The sequence below is a fragment of the Terracoccus sp. 273MFTsu3.1 genome, from assembly GCF_000383675.1.
Taxonomy (GTDB): domain Bacteria; phylum Actinomycetota; class Actinomycetes; order Actinomycetales; family Dermatophilaceae; genus Terrabacter.
In genome coordinates this window covers 429,447-446,247 of the sequence record NZ_KB911820.1, presented here as the reverse complement: position 1 = coordinate 446,247, position 16,801 = coordinate 429,447, and the positions used below count along the sequence as shown (strand labels likewise).

19 protein-coding genes and 1 pseudogene are annotated in these 16,801 nt (G+C 72.9%); 11 read left to right on the top strand and 9 right to left on the bottom strand.

Annotation, left to right across the window (positions count from 1 at the left end):
- Window positions 1–138: 138 nt before the first annotated feature.
- From H283_RS27065 to H283_RS0102010, 5 genes are all read left to right on the top strand, one after another.
- Entirely contained in the window at window positions 139–573 is a 435-nt protein-coding gene (locus H283_RS27065; protein ID WP_020141843.1) for an NINE protein, read from the top strand.
- Between the two features lie 187 nt (window positions 574–760).
- Window positions 761–1,312, top strand: a complete 552-nt coding sequence (locus H283_RS23735) for a DoxX family membrane protein (RefSeq protein ID WP_020141842.1) — start codon at window positions 761–763, stop codon at window positions 1,310–1,312.
- Between the two features lie 84 nt (window positions 1,313–1,396).
- Window positions 1,397–1,852, top strand: a complete 456-nt coding sequence (locus tag H283_RS0102020) for a hypothetical protein (RefSeq protein WP_020141841.1) — start codon at window positions 1,397–1,399, stop codon at window positions 1,850–1,852.
- Window positions 1,853–1,899: 47 nt separating this feature from the next.
- On the top strand, window positions 1,900–2,610 hold the full coding sequence (locus H283_RS0102015) for a dienelactone hydrolase family protein (protein WP_020141840.1): 711 nt from the start codon (window positions 1,900–1,902) through the stop codon (window positions 2,608–2,610).
- Between the two features lie 167 nt (window positions 2,611–2,777).
- Window positions 2,778–3,224, top strand: coding sequence for a hypothetical protein (locus H283_RS0102010; protein ID WP_020141839.1), 447 nt, complete (start codon window positions 2,778–2,780; stop codon window positions 3,222–3,224).
- Window positions 3,225–3,229: 5 nt separating this feature from the next.
- Here H283_RS0102010 and H283_RS0102005 read toward each other — a convergent pair whose 3' ends face one another.
- The 5 genes from H283_RS0102005 to H283_RS0101985 are packed head-to-tail and all read right to left on the bottom strand — an operon-like array spanning window position 3,230 to window position 7,295.
- Window positions 3,230–3,934: a hypothetical protein gene (locus H283_RS0102005; RefSeq protein WP_020141838.1), complete on the bottom strand. Its 705-nt coding sequence runs from the start codon at window positions 3,932–3,934 to the stop codon at window positions 3,230–3,232.
- The gene (gene idi, locus H283_RS0102000) at window positions 3,935–4,555 is read right to left on the bottom strand and encodes an isopentenyl-diphosphate Delta-isomerase (RefSeq protein WP_020141837.1); all 621 of its coding nucleotides are present in this window, start codon (window positions 4,553–4,555) and stop codon (window positions 3,935–3,937) included. It abuts the gene before it with no gap.
- Window positions 4,552–5,664 carry an NAD(P)/FAD-dependent oxidoreductase gene (locus H283_RS0101995; RefSeq protein ID WP_020141836.1) on the bottom strand — a complete coding sequence of 371 codons (1,113 nt, stop codon included), beginning with the start codon at window positions 5,662–5,664 and terminating at the stop codon, window positions 4,552–4,554. The genes idi and H283_RS0101995 overlap by 4 nt, the downstream gene beginning before the upstream one ends.
- Window positions 5,661–6,212: an isoprenylcysteine carboxyl methyltransferase family protein gene (locus tag H283_RS0101990; protein ID WP_020141835.1), complete on the bottom strand. Its 552-nt coding sequence runs from the start codon at window positions 6,210–6,212 to the stop codon at window positions 5,661–5,663. The genes H283_RS0101995 and H283_RS0101990 overlap by 4 nt, the downstream gene beginning before the upstream one ends.
- Before the next feature lie 12 nt (window positions 6,213–6,224).
- Window positions 6,225–7,295, bottom strand: coding sequence for a type III polyketide synthase (locus H283_RS0101985; RefSeq protein WP_020141834.1), 1,071 nt, complete (start codon window positions 7,293–7,295; stop codon window positions 6,225–6,227).
- Between the two features lie 93 nt (window positions 7,296–7,388).
- On the opposite strand from H283_RS0101985, the gene H283_RS0101980 reads away from it, so the two are divergent.
- Window positions 7,389–8,195 (top strand): UbiA family prenyltransferase, encoded by an 807-nt coding sequence (locus H283_RS0101980; RefSeq protein ID WP_020141833.1) that lies wholly within the window; start codon window positions 7,389–7,391, stop codon window positions 8,193–8,195.
- Between the two features lie 18 nt (window positions 8,196–8,213).
- Here H283_RS0101980 and H283_RS0101975 read toward each other — a convergent pair whose 3' ends face one another.
- Entirely contained in the window at window positions 8,214–8,615 is a 402-nt protein-coding gene (locus tag H283_RS0101975) for a PPOX class F420-dependent oxidoreductase (RefSeq protein ID WP_020141832.1), read from the bottom strand.
- A 182-nt stretch (window positions 8,616–8,797) separates the two neighbouring features.
- On the opposite strand from H283_RS0101975, the pseudogene ligD reads away from it, so the two are divergent.
- Together ligD and H283_RS28315 are read left to right on the top strand one after the other, a co-directional pair.
- Window positions 8,798–9,841 (top strand): annotated as a pseudogene (ligD, locus tag H283_RS28320) (non-homologous end-joining DNA ligase); the annotation flags it as partial.
- Window positions 9,842–9,862: 21 nt separating this feature from the next.
- Window positions 9,863–10,999, top strand: coding sequence for an ATP-dependent DNA ligase (locus H283_RS28315; protein WP_369791894.1), 1,137 nt, complete (start codon window positions 9,863–9,865; stop codon window positions 10,997–10,999).
- Between the two features lie 31 nt (window positions 11,000–11,030).
- Here H283_RS28315 and H283_RS0101965 read toward each other — a convergent pair whose 3' ends face one another.
- Window positions 11,031–11,372 (bottom strand): hypothetical protein, encoded by a 342-nt coding sequence (locus H283_RS0101965; RefSeq protein ID WP_156022919.1) that lies wholly within the window; start codon window positions 11,370–11,372, stop codon window positions 11,031–11,033.
- Between the two features lie 209 nt (window positions 11,373–11,581).
- Here H283_RS0101965 and H283_RS0101960 point away from each other — a divergent pair, with 209 nt between their 5' ends.
- From H283_RS0101960 to H283_RS0101950, 3 genes are all read left to right on the top strand, one after another.
- On the top strand, window positions 11,582–12,583 hold the full coding sequence (locus tag H283_RS0101960) for a methyltransferase (protein ID WP_020141829.1): 1,002 nt from the start codon (window positions 11,582–11,584) through the stop codon (window positions 12,581–12,583).
- Between the two features lie 69 nt (window positions 12,584–12,652).
- Window positions 12,653–14,314 carry a hypothetical protein gene (locus tag H283_RS0101955; protein ID WP_156022918.1) on the top strand — a complete coding sequence of 554 codons (1,662 nt, stop codon included), beginning with the start codon at window positions 12,653–12,655 and terminating at the stop codon, window positions 14,312–14,314.
- 42 nt (window positions 14,315–14,356) lie between these two features.
- Window positions 14,357–14,797 carry an SRPBCC family protein gene (locus tag H283_RS0101950; RefSeq protein ID WP_020141827.1) on the top strand — a complete coding sequence of 147 codons (441 nt, stop codon included), beginning with the start codon at window positions 14,357–14,359 and terminating at the stop codon, window positions 14,795–14,797.
- A gap of 3 nt (window positions 14,798–14,800) precedes the next feature.
- Here H283_RS0101950 and ptsP read toward each other — a convergent pair whose 3' ends face one another.
- Together ptsP and H283_RS0101940 are read right to left on the bottom strand one after the other, a co-directional pair.
- Window positions 14,801–16,495 (bottom strand): phosphoenolpyruvate--protein phosphotransferase, encoded by a 1,695-nt coding sequence (ptsP, locus tag H283_RS0101945; RefSeq protein WP_020141826.1) that lies wholly within the window; start codon window positions 16,493–16,495, stop codon window positions 14,801–14,803.
- A gap of 5 nt (window positions 16,496–16,500) precedes the next feature.
- Window positions 16,501–16,770, bottom strand: coding sequence for an HPr family phosphocarrier protein (locus H283_RS0101940; protein ID WP_020141825.1), 270 nt, complete (start codon window positions 16,768–16,770; stop codon window positions 16,501–16,503).
- Between the last annotated feature and the right edge of the window lie 31 nt (window positions 16,771–16,801).

Genomic DNA, 16,801 nt, shown 5'->3' with positions numbered 1-16,801 from the left:
TGACGTTGGTGACCGATCGGGGGTGGAGAAAAGTACAGGGCCGTCCGGTGTCGAAGGGGCTGCCGCCGCGGGGCGGCGTCCACCATGCTGGGGGTGAGGCCGGGTCCGCCCGACTTCCATCACCCCTCGGAGGCCACCATGACGCAGCAGCCCGACCAGCCGATCCCCCCGGCACCGCGCGAGATCCCGGCCGGCTGGTATCCCGACCCGGAGGGCGGGCCCCAGTCGCGCTACTGGGACGGCGACTCGTGGACCGACCAGCTCGGCCCGCTGCTGCCGCCCGCACCGGTCCAGCCCGTCCAGGCCGCACCGTCCCTGGCGGCGGCCTTCGCGCCGGTGGCCCTCGACGCGGAGGGCCTGCCCGTCAGCGACCGGTCGAGGCTCGCCGCGGCGCTGCTCTGCTTCTTCGTCGGGGTCCTGGGCGTGCACCGCTTCTACGTCGGCAAGGTGGGCACCGGCATCCTCCAGCTCGTCACCTTCGGTGGGCTCGGCATCTGGGCGCTCATCGACCTCATCCTCATCCTCGTGGGGACCTTCCGCGACAAGCAGGAGCGGTTGCTCGTCAACTGGTGAGACCTGCCCATCTCTCGAATGTGCCGTGGTGTCAATCGAATTGAAGCCACCCGACCACGCGCCCGTTTTGCCCGCGTCGGCCCGGGTTTGGTCTAGGTAGATCGACTCAACCCGGCCGTCCGGCGTATCTTCCGGCGGTCCTGCTCCTTCTGAGGTCTCGACAGTTCGACCTCAAGGAGCAACCACCATGTCGCAGTTCGTCCTCGACCGTCCCGGAGAGCCCGGGGCCCACCGATCCATCCCGTCCGGCCGCCTCGGATCCCTCCGCGGGACCGTCACCGGCGCAGCCACCACGGCCGTGGACCGCCTCCAGGCGTTCCTCGTGGCCTACAGCCTCCAGGCCCTGCGGATCAGCCTCGGGCTGGTCTTCCTCGGCTTCGGCGTCATCAAGTTCGTGCCGGGCCTCAGCCCGGCCGAGGCCATCGCCTCGGCGACGATCGACCGGCTGACGTTCGGCCTCGTCTCCGGCCACACGGCGGTGCTGCTCACCGCCGTCACCGAGACGGTCATCGGTCTGACCCTCGTCACCGGCAAGTTCCTGCGCGTCGGCATCGTCGTCCTCGGCGGAGCCCTCATCGGGATCATGTCGCCGCTCGCCCTCTTCACGGCCGAGCTCTTCCCGCACGGCCCGACGCTCATGGGCCAGTACGTCCTCAAGGACATCGTCCTGGCCGCCTCGGCCCTCGTCGTCGCCGCCTACGCCCTCGGGGCCCGGCTGCACGCCGGCACGGACGACTGACCGGAACCGCGACCACGCAGCCGCCGCTGGGTGCACCCTGATGGTGATGGGGTGCACCCAGCGGCCGAGTGAAGGAGCCCGCAGATGACCGCACTGACCACGAACCCCGCGCCGGCCCTCGGCGCACCCCGACCCCACCTCGTCGACGTCCCCACGGACTACCGGCTGCACGGGCGCGGTCGCCGCCGCGACACGCACCGCTTTCCGGCCGCGACCTACCTGTGCCGCAGCGTCGCCCGTGAGGAGCGCACCGTCGCCCAGCAGGCGCTCGAGGCGACCGACCGGTCCGCATCGCGCCGGATCGGCGGCCTCGGCGGCGCCGTCGCCCTGCTCTTCACCGCAGCGCTCGTCGTGCTCGCGACCGGTCGTGCCGACACGCGCTCCGGCGTCCTGGTGCTCGTCGCCCTCGGTGGGCTCCTCGTCATCGCCATCGTGGCCCTCGTCGCGGTGCTGCGCAGCCACGAGCGCGAGCACGACGTCCTCGCCGAGCGCGTGCGGATGTACGACGCCCGCCTGCTCGAGCTGCAGCCGCGCCGCTGACCGTCCGTCCTCCCGCCCCGGGGACGGACGGTCGACATACTGACGGCATGACCGCACACGTGACCGTCACGACCGATGCCGGCGAGATGCCCGCGCACCTCTGGCTCCCACCGACGGGGCACGGGCCCGGCATCGTCGTGCTCCAGGAGATCTTCGGCGTCAGCGACTACATCCAGCGCCGCGCGGCCCAGCTCGCCGAGCAGGGCTACGTCGTCGTGGCACCCGAGATCTTCTGGCGCCTCGGCGTCACCACGCCCGTCGAGGGCGACGACGCGCTGCAGCAGGGCATGGGCCTCGTGCAGCGCCTCGACTGGCCGGCGGCCGTCTCGGACGCCACCGCGACGGTCGAGTGGCTGCGCGACCGTGACGAGGTCACGGCCGGCGTCGGCGCGGTCGGCTTCTGCTTCGGTGGCGGCCTCGGCTTCACCGTGGCCGCCCACCTCGAGTCCGACGGCAGCGCGCCCCTCGACGCGCTCGTCAGCTACTACGGCTCGGCCCTGCCGGGCCTGCACGAGACGATGTCGGTGACGGCGCCGAGCCTGCACCACTTCGGCCTCGCCGACTCCTTCATCGACACCGAGACCGTGCGACGGATCGAGGCGTCCGTGACCGAGCAGCCCGCCACCGTCTTCGAGACGTACGCCGGCGCGGACCACGCGTTCGACAACGACGACATGCCGTGGCACGACCCGGCGGCGTCGGCCCTGGCGTGGGCGACGACGACGGAGTTCCTCCGCGAACGCCTGCCCGTCGGCTGAGCAGCGCCGTCCGTCCCGGGGCCGCCGGGGCCGTTTGCGTGTGTTCACGGTCGTCGGGTGCATGATGTCCAGGGCAGGCGGCCGGACACCGGGTGGGCAGGTGCCGGAGCGGGTATGGCCCCGTGGGCTGTTCCTGCAGCCCTGCCCCTGACCGTCGAGGAGTACCCGTGAAGCTGCACCCGGTCGAGGCGGTGGCTCCCGGCCTCGCCGCGCGCATCGCGGGCGCCGAGCGTGGGCACGCCCGACGATTCGCCTTCCGCGTCGCTCGCCTCGCGTGCACGGTCGCGGGGGTGCACGACCGCAACGCCCTCGAGGTCGCCCGCAGCGGTCTCGAGCACTACCCGGAGGTCGAGGACCTCGTGGCGCTCTGGGACCTCGAGCGCGACCTCGACTCCGCGTGCGAGGCCCACCTCGGCACGCACCCCGACACGTGCAACCTCGACCGGCTCCGGCTGTACGACGAGTGCGTCGAGGCGCGTGCCGTCGCTGCCGTCATCGCCGCCCTCAAGCCCGATGCGCTCGTCGCGGCCCGGCAGGCCACCCAGGAGGCGCTCGCCGCCGGGTGCGAGGCCGCCGCCCTCGAAGAGCTGGCCGACCAGGTGCTCGTCGACTGACGAGGTCAGGCGTGACGCCGACCGAGCCGCCGCGCCCACCGGTAGGCGGGCTCGCGCACGGCGACGACCCAGTCCGGCGGGGACGTGCCCGCGAGCTCGTTGACGACCGGGTCGAACCTCGTCACGGCATCCGCCTGCTCGACGAGCAGCTGCAGGAGGCCGACCGCGCGCCACGGGCCACCGTCGAGGGAGACGGCCAGCTCGAACTCGCGCGCCACGGCCTCGTCGCCGATGGGTCTCGCGAGCAGGGCGAGCGAGTGCTCCCCGGACCTCGTCGGCAGGAGCGTCGTCAACGGTCGCCCCGTGGCTCGCCGGACGGGACGCAGGAGGTACCGGCTGACCCGTCCGGTCCCGGTCGTGGCGAGGAGGAGGTCGGCGGGTCCACCGGACGGACCGGCTCCCGGCACGCGCACGGCGAGGCCACCGACGTCCCACCAGCCGGCCCCCGTGCTCATGGCGCGCGAGACCCGCACCGTGCACGGGTGGACTCCCCGGTCGACGAGCAGGGGGACCCCCAGGTGCAGCACCGGCGCGTCGACCCGCAGCTCGGCGGCCCACGTCCGCCCGACGGCGTGCAACGGCTTGCGTCCGGCGACCCACGCGACCAGCCCGAGTCCCACGGCCAGCGCGACGCCGGCGGCGCGTGCAGGAGGGGTGGGCACGCGCGGCGGCACGGGACGCTGGGTCGAGGTGGCGGTCACGAGGTCCACCTACCCAGTCGAGTGGGAGGCCATCGCGGGTGGGAGGGCGGCGGCGTCGCCGGTGGGCCAGTCCGTCGGCTCGGGGCCGAGGACGGCCAGCTCGGCGACCTGCTCCCGGCACCACGTCGAGACGTCGCGCCGCCCGGCCAGGACGTCGGCCGCGAACTCGCGCCACGGCACCCACTCCGCCGCCTCGACCTCGGCCGGGTCGGGCCGGGGCCGGGGGGCGACCCCGCTGACACGGCCGACGAGCACCGGGCACAGCTCCCACTCGACGACGCCGTCCATCTCGGCACGGTAGGAGAAGCGGGGCAGCACGAGCCGCAGGCCGTGCACGTCGAGGCCGAGCTCGTCCCGGGCTCGACGCCCCACGGCGTCCTCGACGAGCTCACCGGGCGCCGGGTGTCCGCAGGCGGAGTTGGTCCAGACGCCGGGGAAGGTCGCCTTGGCGAGGGCGCGCCGGGTCACGAGGAGCGAGCCGGCGTCGTCGAGGAGGTAGACGGAGAAGGCGAGGTGGAGCGGGGTCTCGGCATGGTGCACCGTCGCCTTGGGTGCCGTGCCGATCGCCTCACCGTCCGGGGAGACGAGGACGACGAGCTCCTCGGCGGCGTCCGGCGTCACGACGCTCACCGGCCCGGCCTCGCGAGCTCGTTGACCGCGCCGCGGAAGACCGGGGGCAGCGTCGCGGCGGCGGGGACGAGCAGGCGCCGGGTCCAGGCCGGTCGCGTGACCTGGACGAGCGCGTGGGTGAGCAGCGTGTAGCGCCGGGTGGCCGCACGCCACGACTGCTCGTAGGACTGCGGGTCGTCGGCGACGAGAGCCGCGATCGCCGCCCGTGCGTGGGCGAGGCCGAGCGAGATGCCCTCCCCCGTCAGGGCGTCGACGTAGCCGCTCGCGTCGCCGGCGAGCAGGACGCGGCCTGCGACGCGGTGCGTCGTGCGCTGCCGCAGCGGTCCCGCGCCGCGCACCGAGGTCACCACCGGCGCCCCGTCGAGGCGCTCGCGCAGCTCCGGGAATTCGGTCAGGCTCTCGGACAAGGGGTTTCGCTGCTTGCTGAGCACAGCGACCCCGACGAGGTCGTCGACGACGGGCGTCACGTACGCCTCCCCGTGAGCGCCCCAGTGCACCTCGACGTGGTCTCCCCACGGACGTATGCGGTAGTGCTGGCGGAGCCCGTAGCGGCGGAGCGGTCGCGTGTCGGCGGTCCGAGCGACGCCTCCGCTCCCGGGGAGGCGGTGGGCGGTCGTGTGGTCGCGGTCGAGCCCGAGGGAGCGGCGGGTCGGCGAGTGCAGCCCGTCGGCGGCGACGACCCACGGCGCGGTCAGTGTCGGCCCGTCACCGCCCGAGTCGTCGGTGCGCACCGTCACGGCTGTGTCGTCCTGTGTCACCCCGGTCGCGCCGAACGGGAGCACCTCGACGGCGGCGGCGGCGACCGCCTCGCTCAGGGCGGCGTGCAGGGTGGTTCGCCGGATGCCGCGGCCGGGACCGGCCGTGAAGTCCGCCTCCGCGACACGGCCTCGCGCGACGTAGCGGATGCCGCGGAGGTCGTGTCCGGCCGGGTCGACCCCGAGGCCGGCGAGCGCCTGGAGACCGCCGGGCATCAGACCCTCGCCGCAGGCCTTGTCGACGGAGCCCGCCCGCGGCTCGAGGACGACGGGTGACAGACCGGAGCGGACGGCATACAACGCCGTGGCGAGACCGACGGGACCGCCACCGATGACGATGACGTCGACGCTCACCGGGTGACCCCGCTGGGGGCGTCTGCAGGAGAGGCGATCTCGCGGAGGGCGGCGTTCTCGACGCGGATGCGGACGGTGAGCAGTGCAGCGTTGGCGACGGTGAAGACGAGCGCCGTCACCCACGCGGTGTGCACGAGCGGAAGGGCGAAGCCCTCGACGACGACGGCGACGTAGTTCGGGTGCGGGATGACGCCGTAGGGCCCACGGCGGACGAGCGGGAGGCCGGGCACGACGATGACGCGGGTGTTCCACTGGTTGCCGAGGGTCGTGATGCACCACCAGCGCAGGGCCTGGCTGGCCACGGCGAGCGCGAGCATGACCCAGGCGAGGGCCGGGACGAACGGGCGGTCGGCGAGCCACACCTCCGCGACGGCGCCGACGAGCAGCCCGGTGTGGAGCACGACCATGACGGGGTAGTGCGACTGGCCCCGCTCGACGCCACCGCGCGAGAACGCCCACGCCGCATGGCGTTTCGACACGACGAGCTCGGCGAGCCGCTCGAGCCCGACGAGCAGGACGAGGCCGGTGAAGAGCCACTGGGAGGTCATCGGCGACTCCTGTCAGTCGGCCGCGCGGAGCAGGACGAGCTCGAGGCAGAAGCCGGGGCCCATCGCCATGAGCACGCCCCACGAGCCGGGCTCGGGGGTGTGGTCGGCGAGGGTGTCGGCGAGCACGTGGAGCACGGATGCCGAGCTGAGGTTGCCGATGCGGTCGAGCGAGCTCCACGTGACCCCCAGCGCCTCGCGCTCCACCTCGAGGGCCTCCTGCATCGCCTCGAGGACCTTGGGGCCGCCGGGGTGGGCGACCCACCAGCCGATGTCGGCGCGGGTCAGGCCATGGTCCGCGAGGAAGCGGTCGACGTCGTCGCGGACGTTCTCGCGCACGAGGTCGGGGACCTCGGCGCCGAGGACGATGCGCAGACCCGTCGCGCCGACGTCCCAGCCCATGGCGCGCTCGGTCCCGGGGTAGAGGCGGCTGCGGGTGGCGACGACGCGCGGCTGGTCGGGCGCGAGCGCCGCGGCGCGGTCGGCCCCCACCATGACGACCGCGGCGGCCCCGTCGCCGAAGAGGCCGCTGGCGACGAGGTTCGCGGTCGACCGGTCGTCGCGCTGGACGGTGAGGCTGCACAGCTCGACGGAGAGGAGCACCGCGACGTCGGCGGGGTGGCCGACGAGGTGGTCGTGCACGCGGGCCACACCCGCGGCGCCGGCGACGCACCCGAGCCCGACGAGCGGGACGCGCTTCACGTCGTCGCGCAGCCCGATCTCGGCGGCGACCCGGGCCTCGATCGACGGGACGGCGAGGCCGGTGATCGTCGTCGACATGATGAGATCGACGTCCCGCGGGGTGAGACCGCAGGCCGCGAGCGCCTTGGTGACGGCGTGCGAGCCGAGCTCGGTGGCGACCCGGATGAACTCGTCGTTGGCCGCCCCGAAGTCCGCCAGCTGCCAGTAGCGCTCGAGCGGTAGGGCGAGGTGACGCTGGCTCACCCCGGCGTTGGCGTGGAACCGCTCGAGGAGCGCTCGGTCGGAGCCGGTGGAGCCGAGCACGTCGGCGAAGGCCGCCGTGACCTCGGCCTGCGCGTAGCTGTGCTCGGGCAGGACGCCGCGGACGGCCGCTAGGTGGCTCACCCGGCCAGCCTAGGCGCCGCCGACGCACCCGGGGGCCGACGTTGGACAGTGGCCGTCGGAGCGCTCGCCCGCGTGGACACCTAGGCTCGGCGCGTGGCGGTGCGGCGGACGGTGCGGGGACTGGCGCTCGCCTGCCATCCGGGCCCGACCGTGGCCGTCACCGTGCTCACGGCGCTGCTCGCCTGGTCGGCCGGGCACACGCTTTCTCGCGGCGCCCTCGTGACCACGGCCGTGCTCACCGGCCAGCTGTCGATCGGATGGTCGAACGACCTCGTCGACGCGCGTCGCGACCGCGCCGTCGGGCGCACCGACAAGCCCCTGGCGGCCGGCGCCGTGACCGAGCGGGTCGTCCGGACCGCGTGCGGAGCCGCGCTCGTCGCCTGCGTCGTGCTGTCGCTCGCGTGCGGCTGGGCCTCGGGCCTCGTCCACCTGCTCCTCGGCGTCGCGTCCGGCTGGGCCTACAACCTGTGGTTCAAGCGCACCGCGCTCTCCCCGCTGCCGTATGCCGTCGCCTTCGCCGCGCTGCCGGCCGTCGTCACGCTCGCCCTCCCCCACCCCGTGTGGCCGCCGGCGTGGGTGCTCGTGACCGGTGCCCTGCTCGGGGTGGGCGCCCACCTGCTCAACGCCCTGCCCGACCTCGCCGACGACGAGGCGACCGGCGTGCGCGGGCTGCCGCACCGGCTCGGGGAGCGGGTCGTTCGGTGGCTGGCACCCGCGGTGCTGCTCGCGGGGTCGGTCGTGGCGGCATACGGCCCCGGTCTGGACGCCACCGGGCTGGTGCTGCTCGCCGCGTGCGTGGCCCTGGCGATCGTGGCCGTCGTGGCGCGCGGGCGTCTGCCGTTCGTGGCGGCGGTGCTCATCGCCCTCGCGAACGTCGTCAGCCTCGTCGCGCGCGGCTGAGCGGCTGAGCGGCTGAGCTCAGTCGGTCGGGGCGATCCGGACGACGACGCGGGTGCTGTTGCCGCGACGCACGACCCACTCGATGGCCATGAAGATGCGGAACTCGACGCCGTACTTGCGGCTGAGCCGGCGGTTCACGGCCTCGGAGGCGGCCGAGTCACGGATGATCTCGGCGCGGCCCTCGACGACCGGCGCATCGGGCTTGACGTTGCCGCGGCGGTCGCACGGCTGCAGCGTGACGCGCGGGTCGTTGCGCAGGCGCTTGAGCTTGCCGGCACCTTCGGGGGTGCTGACGATCGCGGCGCCGGCGTCGGGCAGCACCCACACGGGGGTCGGGACCGGTTCGCCGTTGCGGCGGTAGGTCGTCAGCAGCACGAAGCGTTCGCCACCGAGGTTGTGGAGCGTGGGCGCCTGGGTCATGGGCAGGACGTACCCGCTCGGGGCGAGGCGCGAGCAGGGTGCCCCGGTCGCCACCCTGTGCATTGGGTCACCCCGTGACTCACGTCCGCTTCGTCCGGCTCCCGCGTAGCTGAGTCACCCCCTGACCCAATGCACAGCGCGTGGTCCGTCCCGTGGTCACACCTCGTGGCTACGATCGGCGGGTGAGCGCCAAGCCCGTCGTCGTCGAAGCGCCCAGTCCGTCGAGCCCGTCGGGCGTGCGGGAGGTCCGCGTCTCGAGCCCCGACCGGGTGCTGTGGCCGGCGGCCGGGATGGCCGACGGCCGGCCGGTGACGAAGCTCGACATGGCGCACTACCTCGTCGCCGTCGCCGACCCGATGCTCCGGGCGCTCGGTGACCGACCGGTGACGCTCCAGCGCTTCCCGGAGGGCATCGAGGGTGAGGAGTTCTTCTCCAAGAACCCGCCCAAGGGCGTGCCCGACGGGACGCGCACCGTCATGTGCACCTATCCGTCGGGTCGCAAGCACCCGCAGCTCGTCATCGACGAGATCGCCGACGCCGTGTGGGCCGCGCAGATGAACACCATCACCTTCCACCCGTGGCCGGTCCGCACGGCCGACGTCGACAAGCCCGACGAGCTGCGCATCGACCTCGACCCGCAGCCGGGGCGCGGCTTCAAGGACGCCGTCGAGGCGGCGGTCGCGCTGCGCGAGGTGATGGCCGAGATCGGGCTCACCGCGTGGGCCAAGACGTCGGGCAACCGCGGCGTCCACGTCTACGCGCGGGTCGCGCCGACCCACGAGTTCCTCGACGTGCGCCACGGCGTCATCGGCATCGCGCGCGAGCTCGAGCGTCGGCTCCCTGACCTCGTCACCACCTCGTGGTGGAAGGAGGAGCGCGGCGAGAAGATCTTCGTCGACTTCAACCAGGCCTGCCGCGACCGCACCATCGCCTCGGCCTACTCCCCCCGGCCGCTCCCGGGCGCGCCGGTCTCGACGCCGGTCACGTGGGACGAGCTCGGGTCCGTCGACCCGAGGGAGCTCACGGTGCGCACCGTGCCGCAACTCGTCGCCGACCGCGGCGACGCGTGGGCCGGCATCGACGACGAGGTGGGCGACGTCGCGGCTGCGATCGCCTTGTGGGACAAGGACGTCAGCGAGCGCGGTCTGGGCGAGCTGAACTTCCCACCCGACTACCCGAAGATGCCGGGCGAGCCGCCGCGCGTGCAGCCCAGCAAGCGTCGCCAGGACAAGGCCGACACGGAGTACATGGCTCCCAAGGCGGAGCGCGACGCCGACCTGCGCACGACGTGGGGCATGCCGGTCGTCCCTCCGGTGTCCCCGATGCTCGCCAAGCCGGTCAAGGACTTCTCGGCCGTCAAGGTCGACGTGCTCTACGAGCCGAAGTGGGACGGGTTCCGGTCGATCATCTTCCGCTCCGGGGACCTCGTCGAGATCGGGTCGCGCAACGAGAAGCCGATGACGCGCTACTTCCCCGACGTCGTCGAGGCCGTGCTCGCGAACTTCCCCGACAAGTGCGTCATCGACGGCGAGATCGTCCTCATCTCACCGGATTCCGGCGACCGGCTCGACTTCGACCTGCTCCAGCAGCGCATCCACCCGGCGGCCTCGCGCGTCAAGAAGCTCGCGGCCGAGACGCCGGCGTCCTTCGTCGCCTTCGACCTGCTCGCACTCGGCGAGGAGTCCTTCCTCGACAAGCCGTTCGCCGAGCGCCGCGCCGCGCTCGAGCAGGCCCTCGCCGGCGCCGAGGCCCCGATCCACCTGACCGCGGCGACCGCCGATCGCGACGTCGCCAAGGGCTGGTTCACCCAGTTCGAGGGCGCCGGGCTCGACGGGGTCATCGCCAAGCCGGTCGACATCGCCTACGAGGCGGACAAGCGCCTCATGTTCAAGATCAAGCACGAGCGCACCGCCGACTGCGTCGTCGCCGGCTACCGGGTCCACAAGAGCGGGCCCGACGCCATCGGCTCGCTCCTGCTCGGGCTCTACGGCGAGGACGGCAAGCTGGCCTCGGTCGGAGTCATCGGCGCCTTCCCCATGGCACGCCGCAAGGAGCTCTTCGAGGAGCTCCAGCCGCTCGTCGCCGAGTGGGACGAGCACCCGTGGAACTGGGCGGCTCCTGCGGAGGACAGCGGCGGCGTACGCACTCCGCGGTCGTCGGAGTACTCCCGCTGGAACAACCAGAAGGACCTCTCGTTCGTGCCCCTCCGGCCCGAGCGGGTCGTCGAGGTGCGCTACGACCACATGGAGGGCACGCGCTTCCGGCACACGGCGCAGTTCGTCCGGTGGCGTGAGGACCGCACCCCCGAGTCGTGCACCTTCGACCAGCTCGATGAGCCCGTCAGCTACGACCTCGCCGACGTCCTCTCCGCCGGATCCGACTGAGCGACAGCGCGTCTCGACTCTCGTTGGCCTGTCAGTGACGGGGCTGGCGGGGACGACGGTCGTGGTGGCGGTCGGCGGCCTCGCGCAGCTGGGACACGACCTTGGCCTCGGCGTCGTTGAGCGCGGCCTTGGTGTCGGTGAGGTGGGAGACCCCGATGACGGTCGGCAGTCCGCTGACGCAGACCTCGACCGAGGTGTGCATGCCCGGCTGCCCACGGTCCTTGACCCGCAGCCCGATGTGGACCATCGACGGGTCGAAGCGCTCCAGCTGGGTGAACAGCTGGCTCAGCGCGTGCTCGATGAAGGGAAGGTCGTCCTCGTGGTACCCGTCCTCGAGACGGACCCGATCCATGAAGAGGCTGGACGTGCTCATGGCGAGCTCCTTTGCCGGGTGGGCGCCGGTGTCGACGTCCACCTCGAGTCTATCGAGCCGCCTTGGCGTCCAACGGGTCCAGACCTATGAGGGTGGTCACCACGAGGATGCAGCCCAGCCTGTCCGAGCCCCAGCGTCCGACGCGGCAGCGGACGTGTCGCGCCATGCCGAGTCCGTCCGCCGTCCCCTTTCCGGAGGACGATGGCGAGATGGACGCGACCCCTGACCTCAGATCGATGATCATCGGCTTCCGGACGTCGGCGGCCGTCAGCACGGCCGCCGAGCTGGGGCTCAGCGACGAGCTGGCGTCCGGGCCGATGTCCCTGGCGCAGCTCGCCGCACGCGTGGGGGCGGACGAGGACACTCTCGGCCGGCTCATGCGGGTGCTCGTCGCACTGGGCTTGTATGCCGTGTCGACCGAGGGCACGTACACCGCGACGTCGCTCGGGGCCGGGTTGCGCACCGACGCCCCCGGCTCGCTGCGACCCCTGGCCCGCACGCTCCAGGACCCGGCGACGTGGGCGGCCTGGGGTCACCTCACCCACAGCGTCCGGACGGGCGACAACGCCTTCTCGGCCCTGCACGGTGAGGACGTCTGGACCTACCGGGCCTCCCACGCGCGGGCCAACGCGGTCTTCAACGACAACATGGCGGCTCTGACGTCGAGGGTGGCGACGGCGGTGGCGAGCTCATACGACTTCACGGGGCTGACCTCGGTCGTCGACGTCGGCGGCGGACTCGGGGCGCTGCTCGAGGCCGTCCTGGCCGGCCACGAGCACCTCGACGGCACGGTGTTCGACCTTCCCCAGGTGCTACCAGCCGGGCCGCCCTCGACCGCGAGCGAGTCGGTCGCGTCCCGGTGGTCGGTCGCGGCGGGCAGCTTCTTCGACGCGGTCCCGCCTGCCGATGCATACCTGCTCAAGAAGGTGCTGCACGACTGGTCCGACACGAAGTGTGTCGAGATCCTGCGCACCTGCCGCCGCTCGCTGGCACCGGGCGGGGTGGTGCTCGTCGTCGAGCTCGTGCTCGACCGACCGGGCCACGAGCTCGAGTCAGCCCTGTCCGACCTCAACATGCTCGTGCTGCCGGGTGGGCGCGAGCGCACGGCGGCGGAGTTCGACGCGTTGTTCGTCGCCGCCGGCTTCGAGCCCGCGCGACTGGTGGAGACCGACGCCGACGTCGTGATCCTCGAGGTACGCACTGACCGCTGAGAGCACTGGCCGGGAGCGGATCCCAGCCAATGTCCTGCGGACGTGTGGCGTGAGCGGTTCCATGGGGTGATGACGCAGGTGGGGCTTCGCACCCGGCTGGGTGACGGCTTCCGGGCGAGAGCGCTCCGGGTGGGCACGTCCAACCTCGAACGCGCCGTCAGGGTCGTGGTGCTCCTAGGTCATGCCTGGGCAGCACTGCTGTGTCTCATGATCGCCACCGGTTGGCGCGGACGCGCCGTGCTCAACGAGATCAGCGGGGACGCGTACTGGCCGTGGCAGTCGATCGTCACCGTGGTGGCCCTGGGCGTGGTCATGGTGACGATCAGCATCGGTGCCGTACGCTCTGCCCCACTTCAGCGCGTCGTGCTGAGTGGCGCCGCACTGATCATCGCCCTCTTCACCATGGACGCCCTGTCCCTGGGGTCGGCGCGGCTGTGGCTCGTCGCCCTCGGACTCGCCTGCACTGCAGCGGCGCTCACGCTGCCAGCGGGGGGCCGCAGCCACGAGGCCGCGCGCTGCGCCCTGGCGTCCACGCCCGCGGTCATGGCACTCGTCGCCACGGTCCGGAGCTCGGACGTCGACCAGGCGCTCGCCGCGATCCGAGGCCGCAGCCTCGCTCCGGCGGCGTCGATCCTCCTGTCGCTGCTGACGATCTTCGCCCTGGCCACCTCGGTCGAGGGGCAGCGGGAGCGCACCGGCCGCCTGCTGCGCTGGCGCGTCACCCGGCAGGCGGTGATCGCGGCGGTCGTCCTCAAGCTCCTGCTCCTCGCAGGGCTCTACCTCCACGTGACTGGTGGCTTCCTCGGCGGAGAGGTCTTCTGGCGACCTCGCGTCGACCAGCCCCTGTCCTGGTTGCATGCCGCGCTCGTTGCCGGGTTGATGGTGTCCGTCGCCGCATGGAGTGCGCGGCGCCCCTTGTCTCCGGGCGGTTTCCCGCCGCGGCTCGCCGCTGTCTCGCTCGGCGTCGGCATCATGGAGGTGGCGGCCCTCGCGACGCTCGTCGCGATCACCGTGGTGGGGACCCTCTCGCCCTCGGCCGACACCAGCTCCTTCTTCGGCCTGCCCAACTGGGTGATCGACCACGTCGAGCGGGTGCAGGTCGTCATCGCGGGCGTCATCCTTCTCGCGGCCCTGGCCGAGCTGCTGGTTCGACGCGCTCTGAGCGCAGGCCTCTACCTGTGGCTCGCGGCGGGGCTGTGGCTGGTCCCCGCCCTGATCGGGATCGCCTTCGCGGCCGACACCTCTCCCACGGCCTGGGCGGCTCCGGGCCAGGTGGAGGCCGTCGTGACCGTCGCCGTGCTCGTGATGGTCGTGACCGGCCGGACGGCGGGTCTCCAGCCTCGAGCCCTGATGGTGCTCGTCGTGGTCCCCTTCGTCGTGCTGCACCTGGACAGCTTCTGGCCGGACGCGTGGATGGACCACGTCACCCAGATCGCGGTCGTGGTCGCGGTCGTCATCGCCCTGTGGCTCAACCCGCCACCCGCCTACGCCGACCGGCGCCGCAACGAACGCAGTCGCTCGTTGCTCGTGGCCGGGCAGGTCGGGCTGCTCACGCTCTACCTCTACCTCTTCAACGACGCTCAGCTGAGCGGCGTCCTGGGGTCATCGACGACGGTCGCCTGGCTCTGGCTCGGCATCCCGATCACGGCCGTCCTCACGGCACGCGTCGCCGGGCGGATGGGGGCCGGCCCCGAGCCGACAGCCACGGCCTCCGACCCGGGTCACGCGTGACGCTTCGACCCGCGTGACGGGCCGCGGCAGTACGGTTCGCGCATGGAGTTCACCCAGGAGGTCGTCGTCCAGGTGCCGCGGGCGCGGTTCATCGAGCTCTTCGACGACCCGGACAACCTGCCGAAGTGGCGGGAGGGGCTCGTCTCGTTCGAGCCGATCCACGGCGAGCCGGGCCACCCGGGTGCCCAGTCGCGGCTGACTTTCCGCCGCGGACGCGGCACCCTCGAGATGGTCGAGACCGTGACGCGCCGCGACCTTCCGTACGCGTTCGAGGGCACCTATGACGCCAAGGGCGTCCACTCGACGACCCGCAACGAGTTCCACGAGGCCGGGCCCGACGCCACGCGCTGGGTGACCCACAACGACTTCGAGTTCCACGGCGTCATGAAGGTCGTCGGGCTCGTCCTCGCCAAGAGCTTCCCGAAGCAGAGCCTGTCGATGATGGAGGCGTTCAAGACCTTCGCCGAGTCGCAACCGCGCTAGGGGTCAGAGCAGGTCGGTCAGCTCGGTCCGCGCGGCCTCGCGCACGGCCGTGAGGGCGTCGATGGCGGTGCGCGCACCGCGGGCCGCGGCCGCCAGGGCCTGGCACTCGACTACGGAGTGGAGCGACAGGGCCAGGCGCACGACCGGCACCTTGCTCGGCGCCATCGACAGCGACGAGACCCCGAGCCCGACGAGGACGAGGGCGAGCAACGGGTCCCCGGCGGACTCGCCGCAGACCCCGATGGGGCGGTCGGCCCGGGCGGCCCCCTCGCACGCGAGCCCGACGACGTCGAGGACGCCCGGCTGCCACGGGTCGAGCAGGTCGGACAGCGCGCCCTGCATGCGGTCGGCGGCCATCGTGTACTGCGCGAGGTCGTTGGTGCCGAGCGAGCCGAAGTCGACCTCGCCGAGCACGTCGTGGGCCCGCAGGGCCGCCCCCGGCACCTCGATCATGACCCCCGCCTTGGGCAGCCCGTTCTCCCGGACGCGCCGCGCGAACCATGCCGCCTCCTCCGCCGTGGCGACCATCGGGGCCATGACGCGCACGTCGGCCCCGGTCTCGCGGGCGGCGATGGCGAGCGCCTCGAGCTGGGCGTCGAGCAGGTCGGGCCGCTCGGCCGACAGGCGCAGACCGCGACGGCCGAGCGCAGGGTTCTCCTCCGGGCCGAGGTCCGCGAACTTGAGCGGCTTGTCGGCGCCGGCATCGAGGGTGCGGACGACGACGCGTCGCCCCTCGAAGGGCGCGAAGACGCCACGGTAGATCTCGGTCTGCTCCTCGACGGTCGGGGCCTTCGTCGCCGAGAGGTAGACGAACTCGGTGCGGAAGAGCCCGACGCCCTCGAGGTCCTGGGCGCCGGCAGCGACGGCATCCTCGACCCCGCCGATGTTGGCGAGCAGCGCGACCTCAACGCCGTCGGACGTCCGGCCGGGCCCGGAGAGGTGCGAGAGCGCCTCCGCGCGACGCGCCGCCCGCTCCCGCTGGGCGGTGACGAGCTCCATGTCGGGGTCGACGGTCACCTCGCCGGTGTCGCCGTCGAGCGCGACGGGCGTGCCCGCGGCGATCTCGGTGGCCCCGGCGAGCTGGACGACGGCGGGGATCCCCATCTGCGCGGCGAGGATCGCCGTGTGGCTCGTCCGGCCACCAGCCTCGGTGATGATCCCGACGACGAGCCGCCGGTCGAGGGTGGCCGTCTCGGCGGGGGCGAGGTCCTCGGCGACGATGACGCTCGGCTCGGTGAAGGAGGGTACGCCGGGGGCCGGGACCCCGAGCACCGCTGCGACCGCGCGTGACCCGACGTCACGCAGGTCGGCGACCCGCTCGGCGAAGTAGCCGCCGAGCGCCTCGAACTGGGCGGCATACGTCTCGACGGCGTTCTCGATGGAGTGCGCCCGACCGTGCCCCGCGGCGAGCTCCTTGGCCGCGGCCTTGACGAGGCCCTTGTCGCGAGCGATGAGGGCGGTCGCCTTGAGGATCTGCTGGGCCGTGTCGTCGACCCGGGTCGCCCGCTCCTCGAGCGAGACGGCGACCGACTCGAAGGCCGCACGCACGTCGGCGAGCGCTGCCTCCTGGTCGTCGACCGCCTTCTCGTCGGCCGGCGGCCGGACCGGTGGTGCCACCTGCACCACCGGCCCGTACGCCGTGCCCGGGCTGACACCGATGCCGTGCCTGGTCTCGGACGGGGTCTCCGACGCGGCCATGCTCGTTACTCCGCGTCGAGGTCGCGCGAGAGGAGCTCGACGAGCGAGTCGAGCGTCTCGTCGGCGCCGTCGCCCTCGGCCGTCAGCACGACCTCCTCGCCGTGCCTGGCCCCCAGGGCCATGACGCCGAGGATGCTCGTCGCGTCGACGGGGTCCTCGCCGGGCTTGGCGATCTCGACGTCGAGCCCGGACGCGCTCGCGGCCTCGACGAAGAGGGCAGCCGGGCGGGCGTGCAGGCCGACCGAGGAGGCGATGGTGACGGTGCGGGTTGCCATGGACGTGCTCCTTCTGTGGAAACGGGTGGTC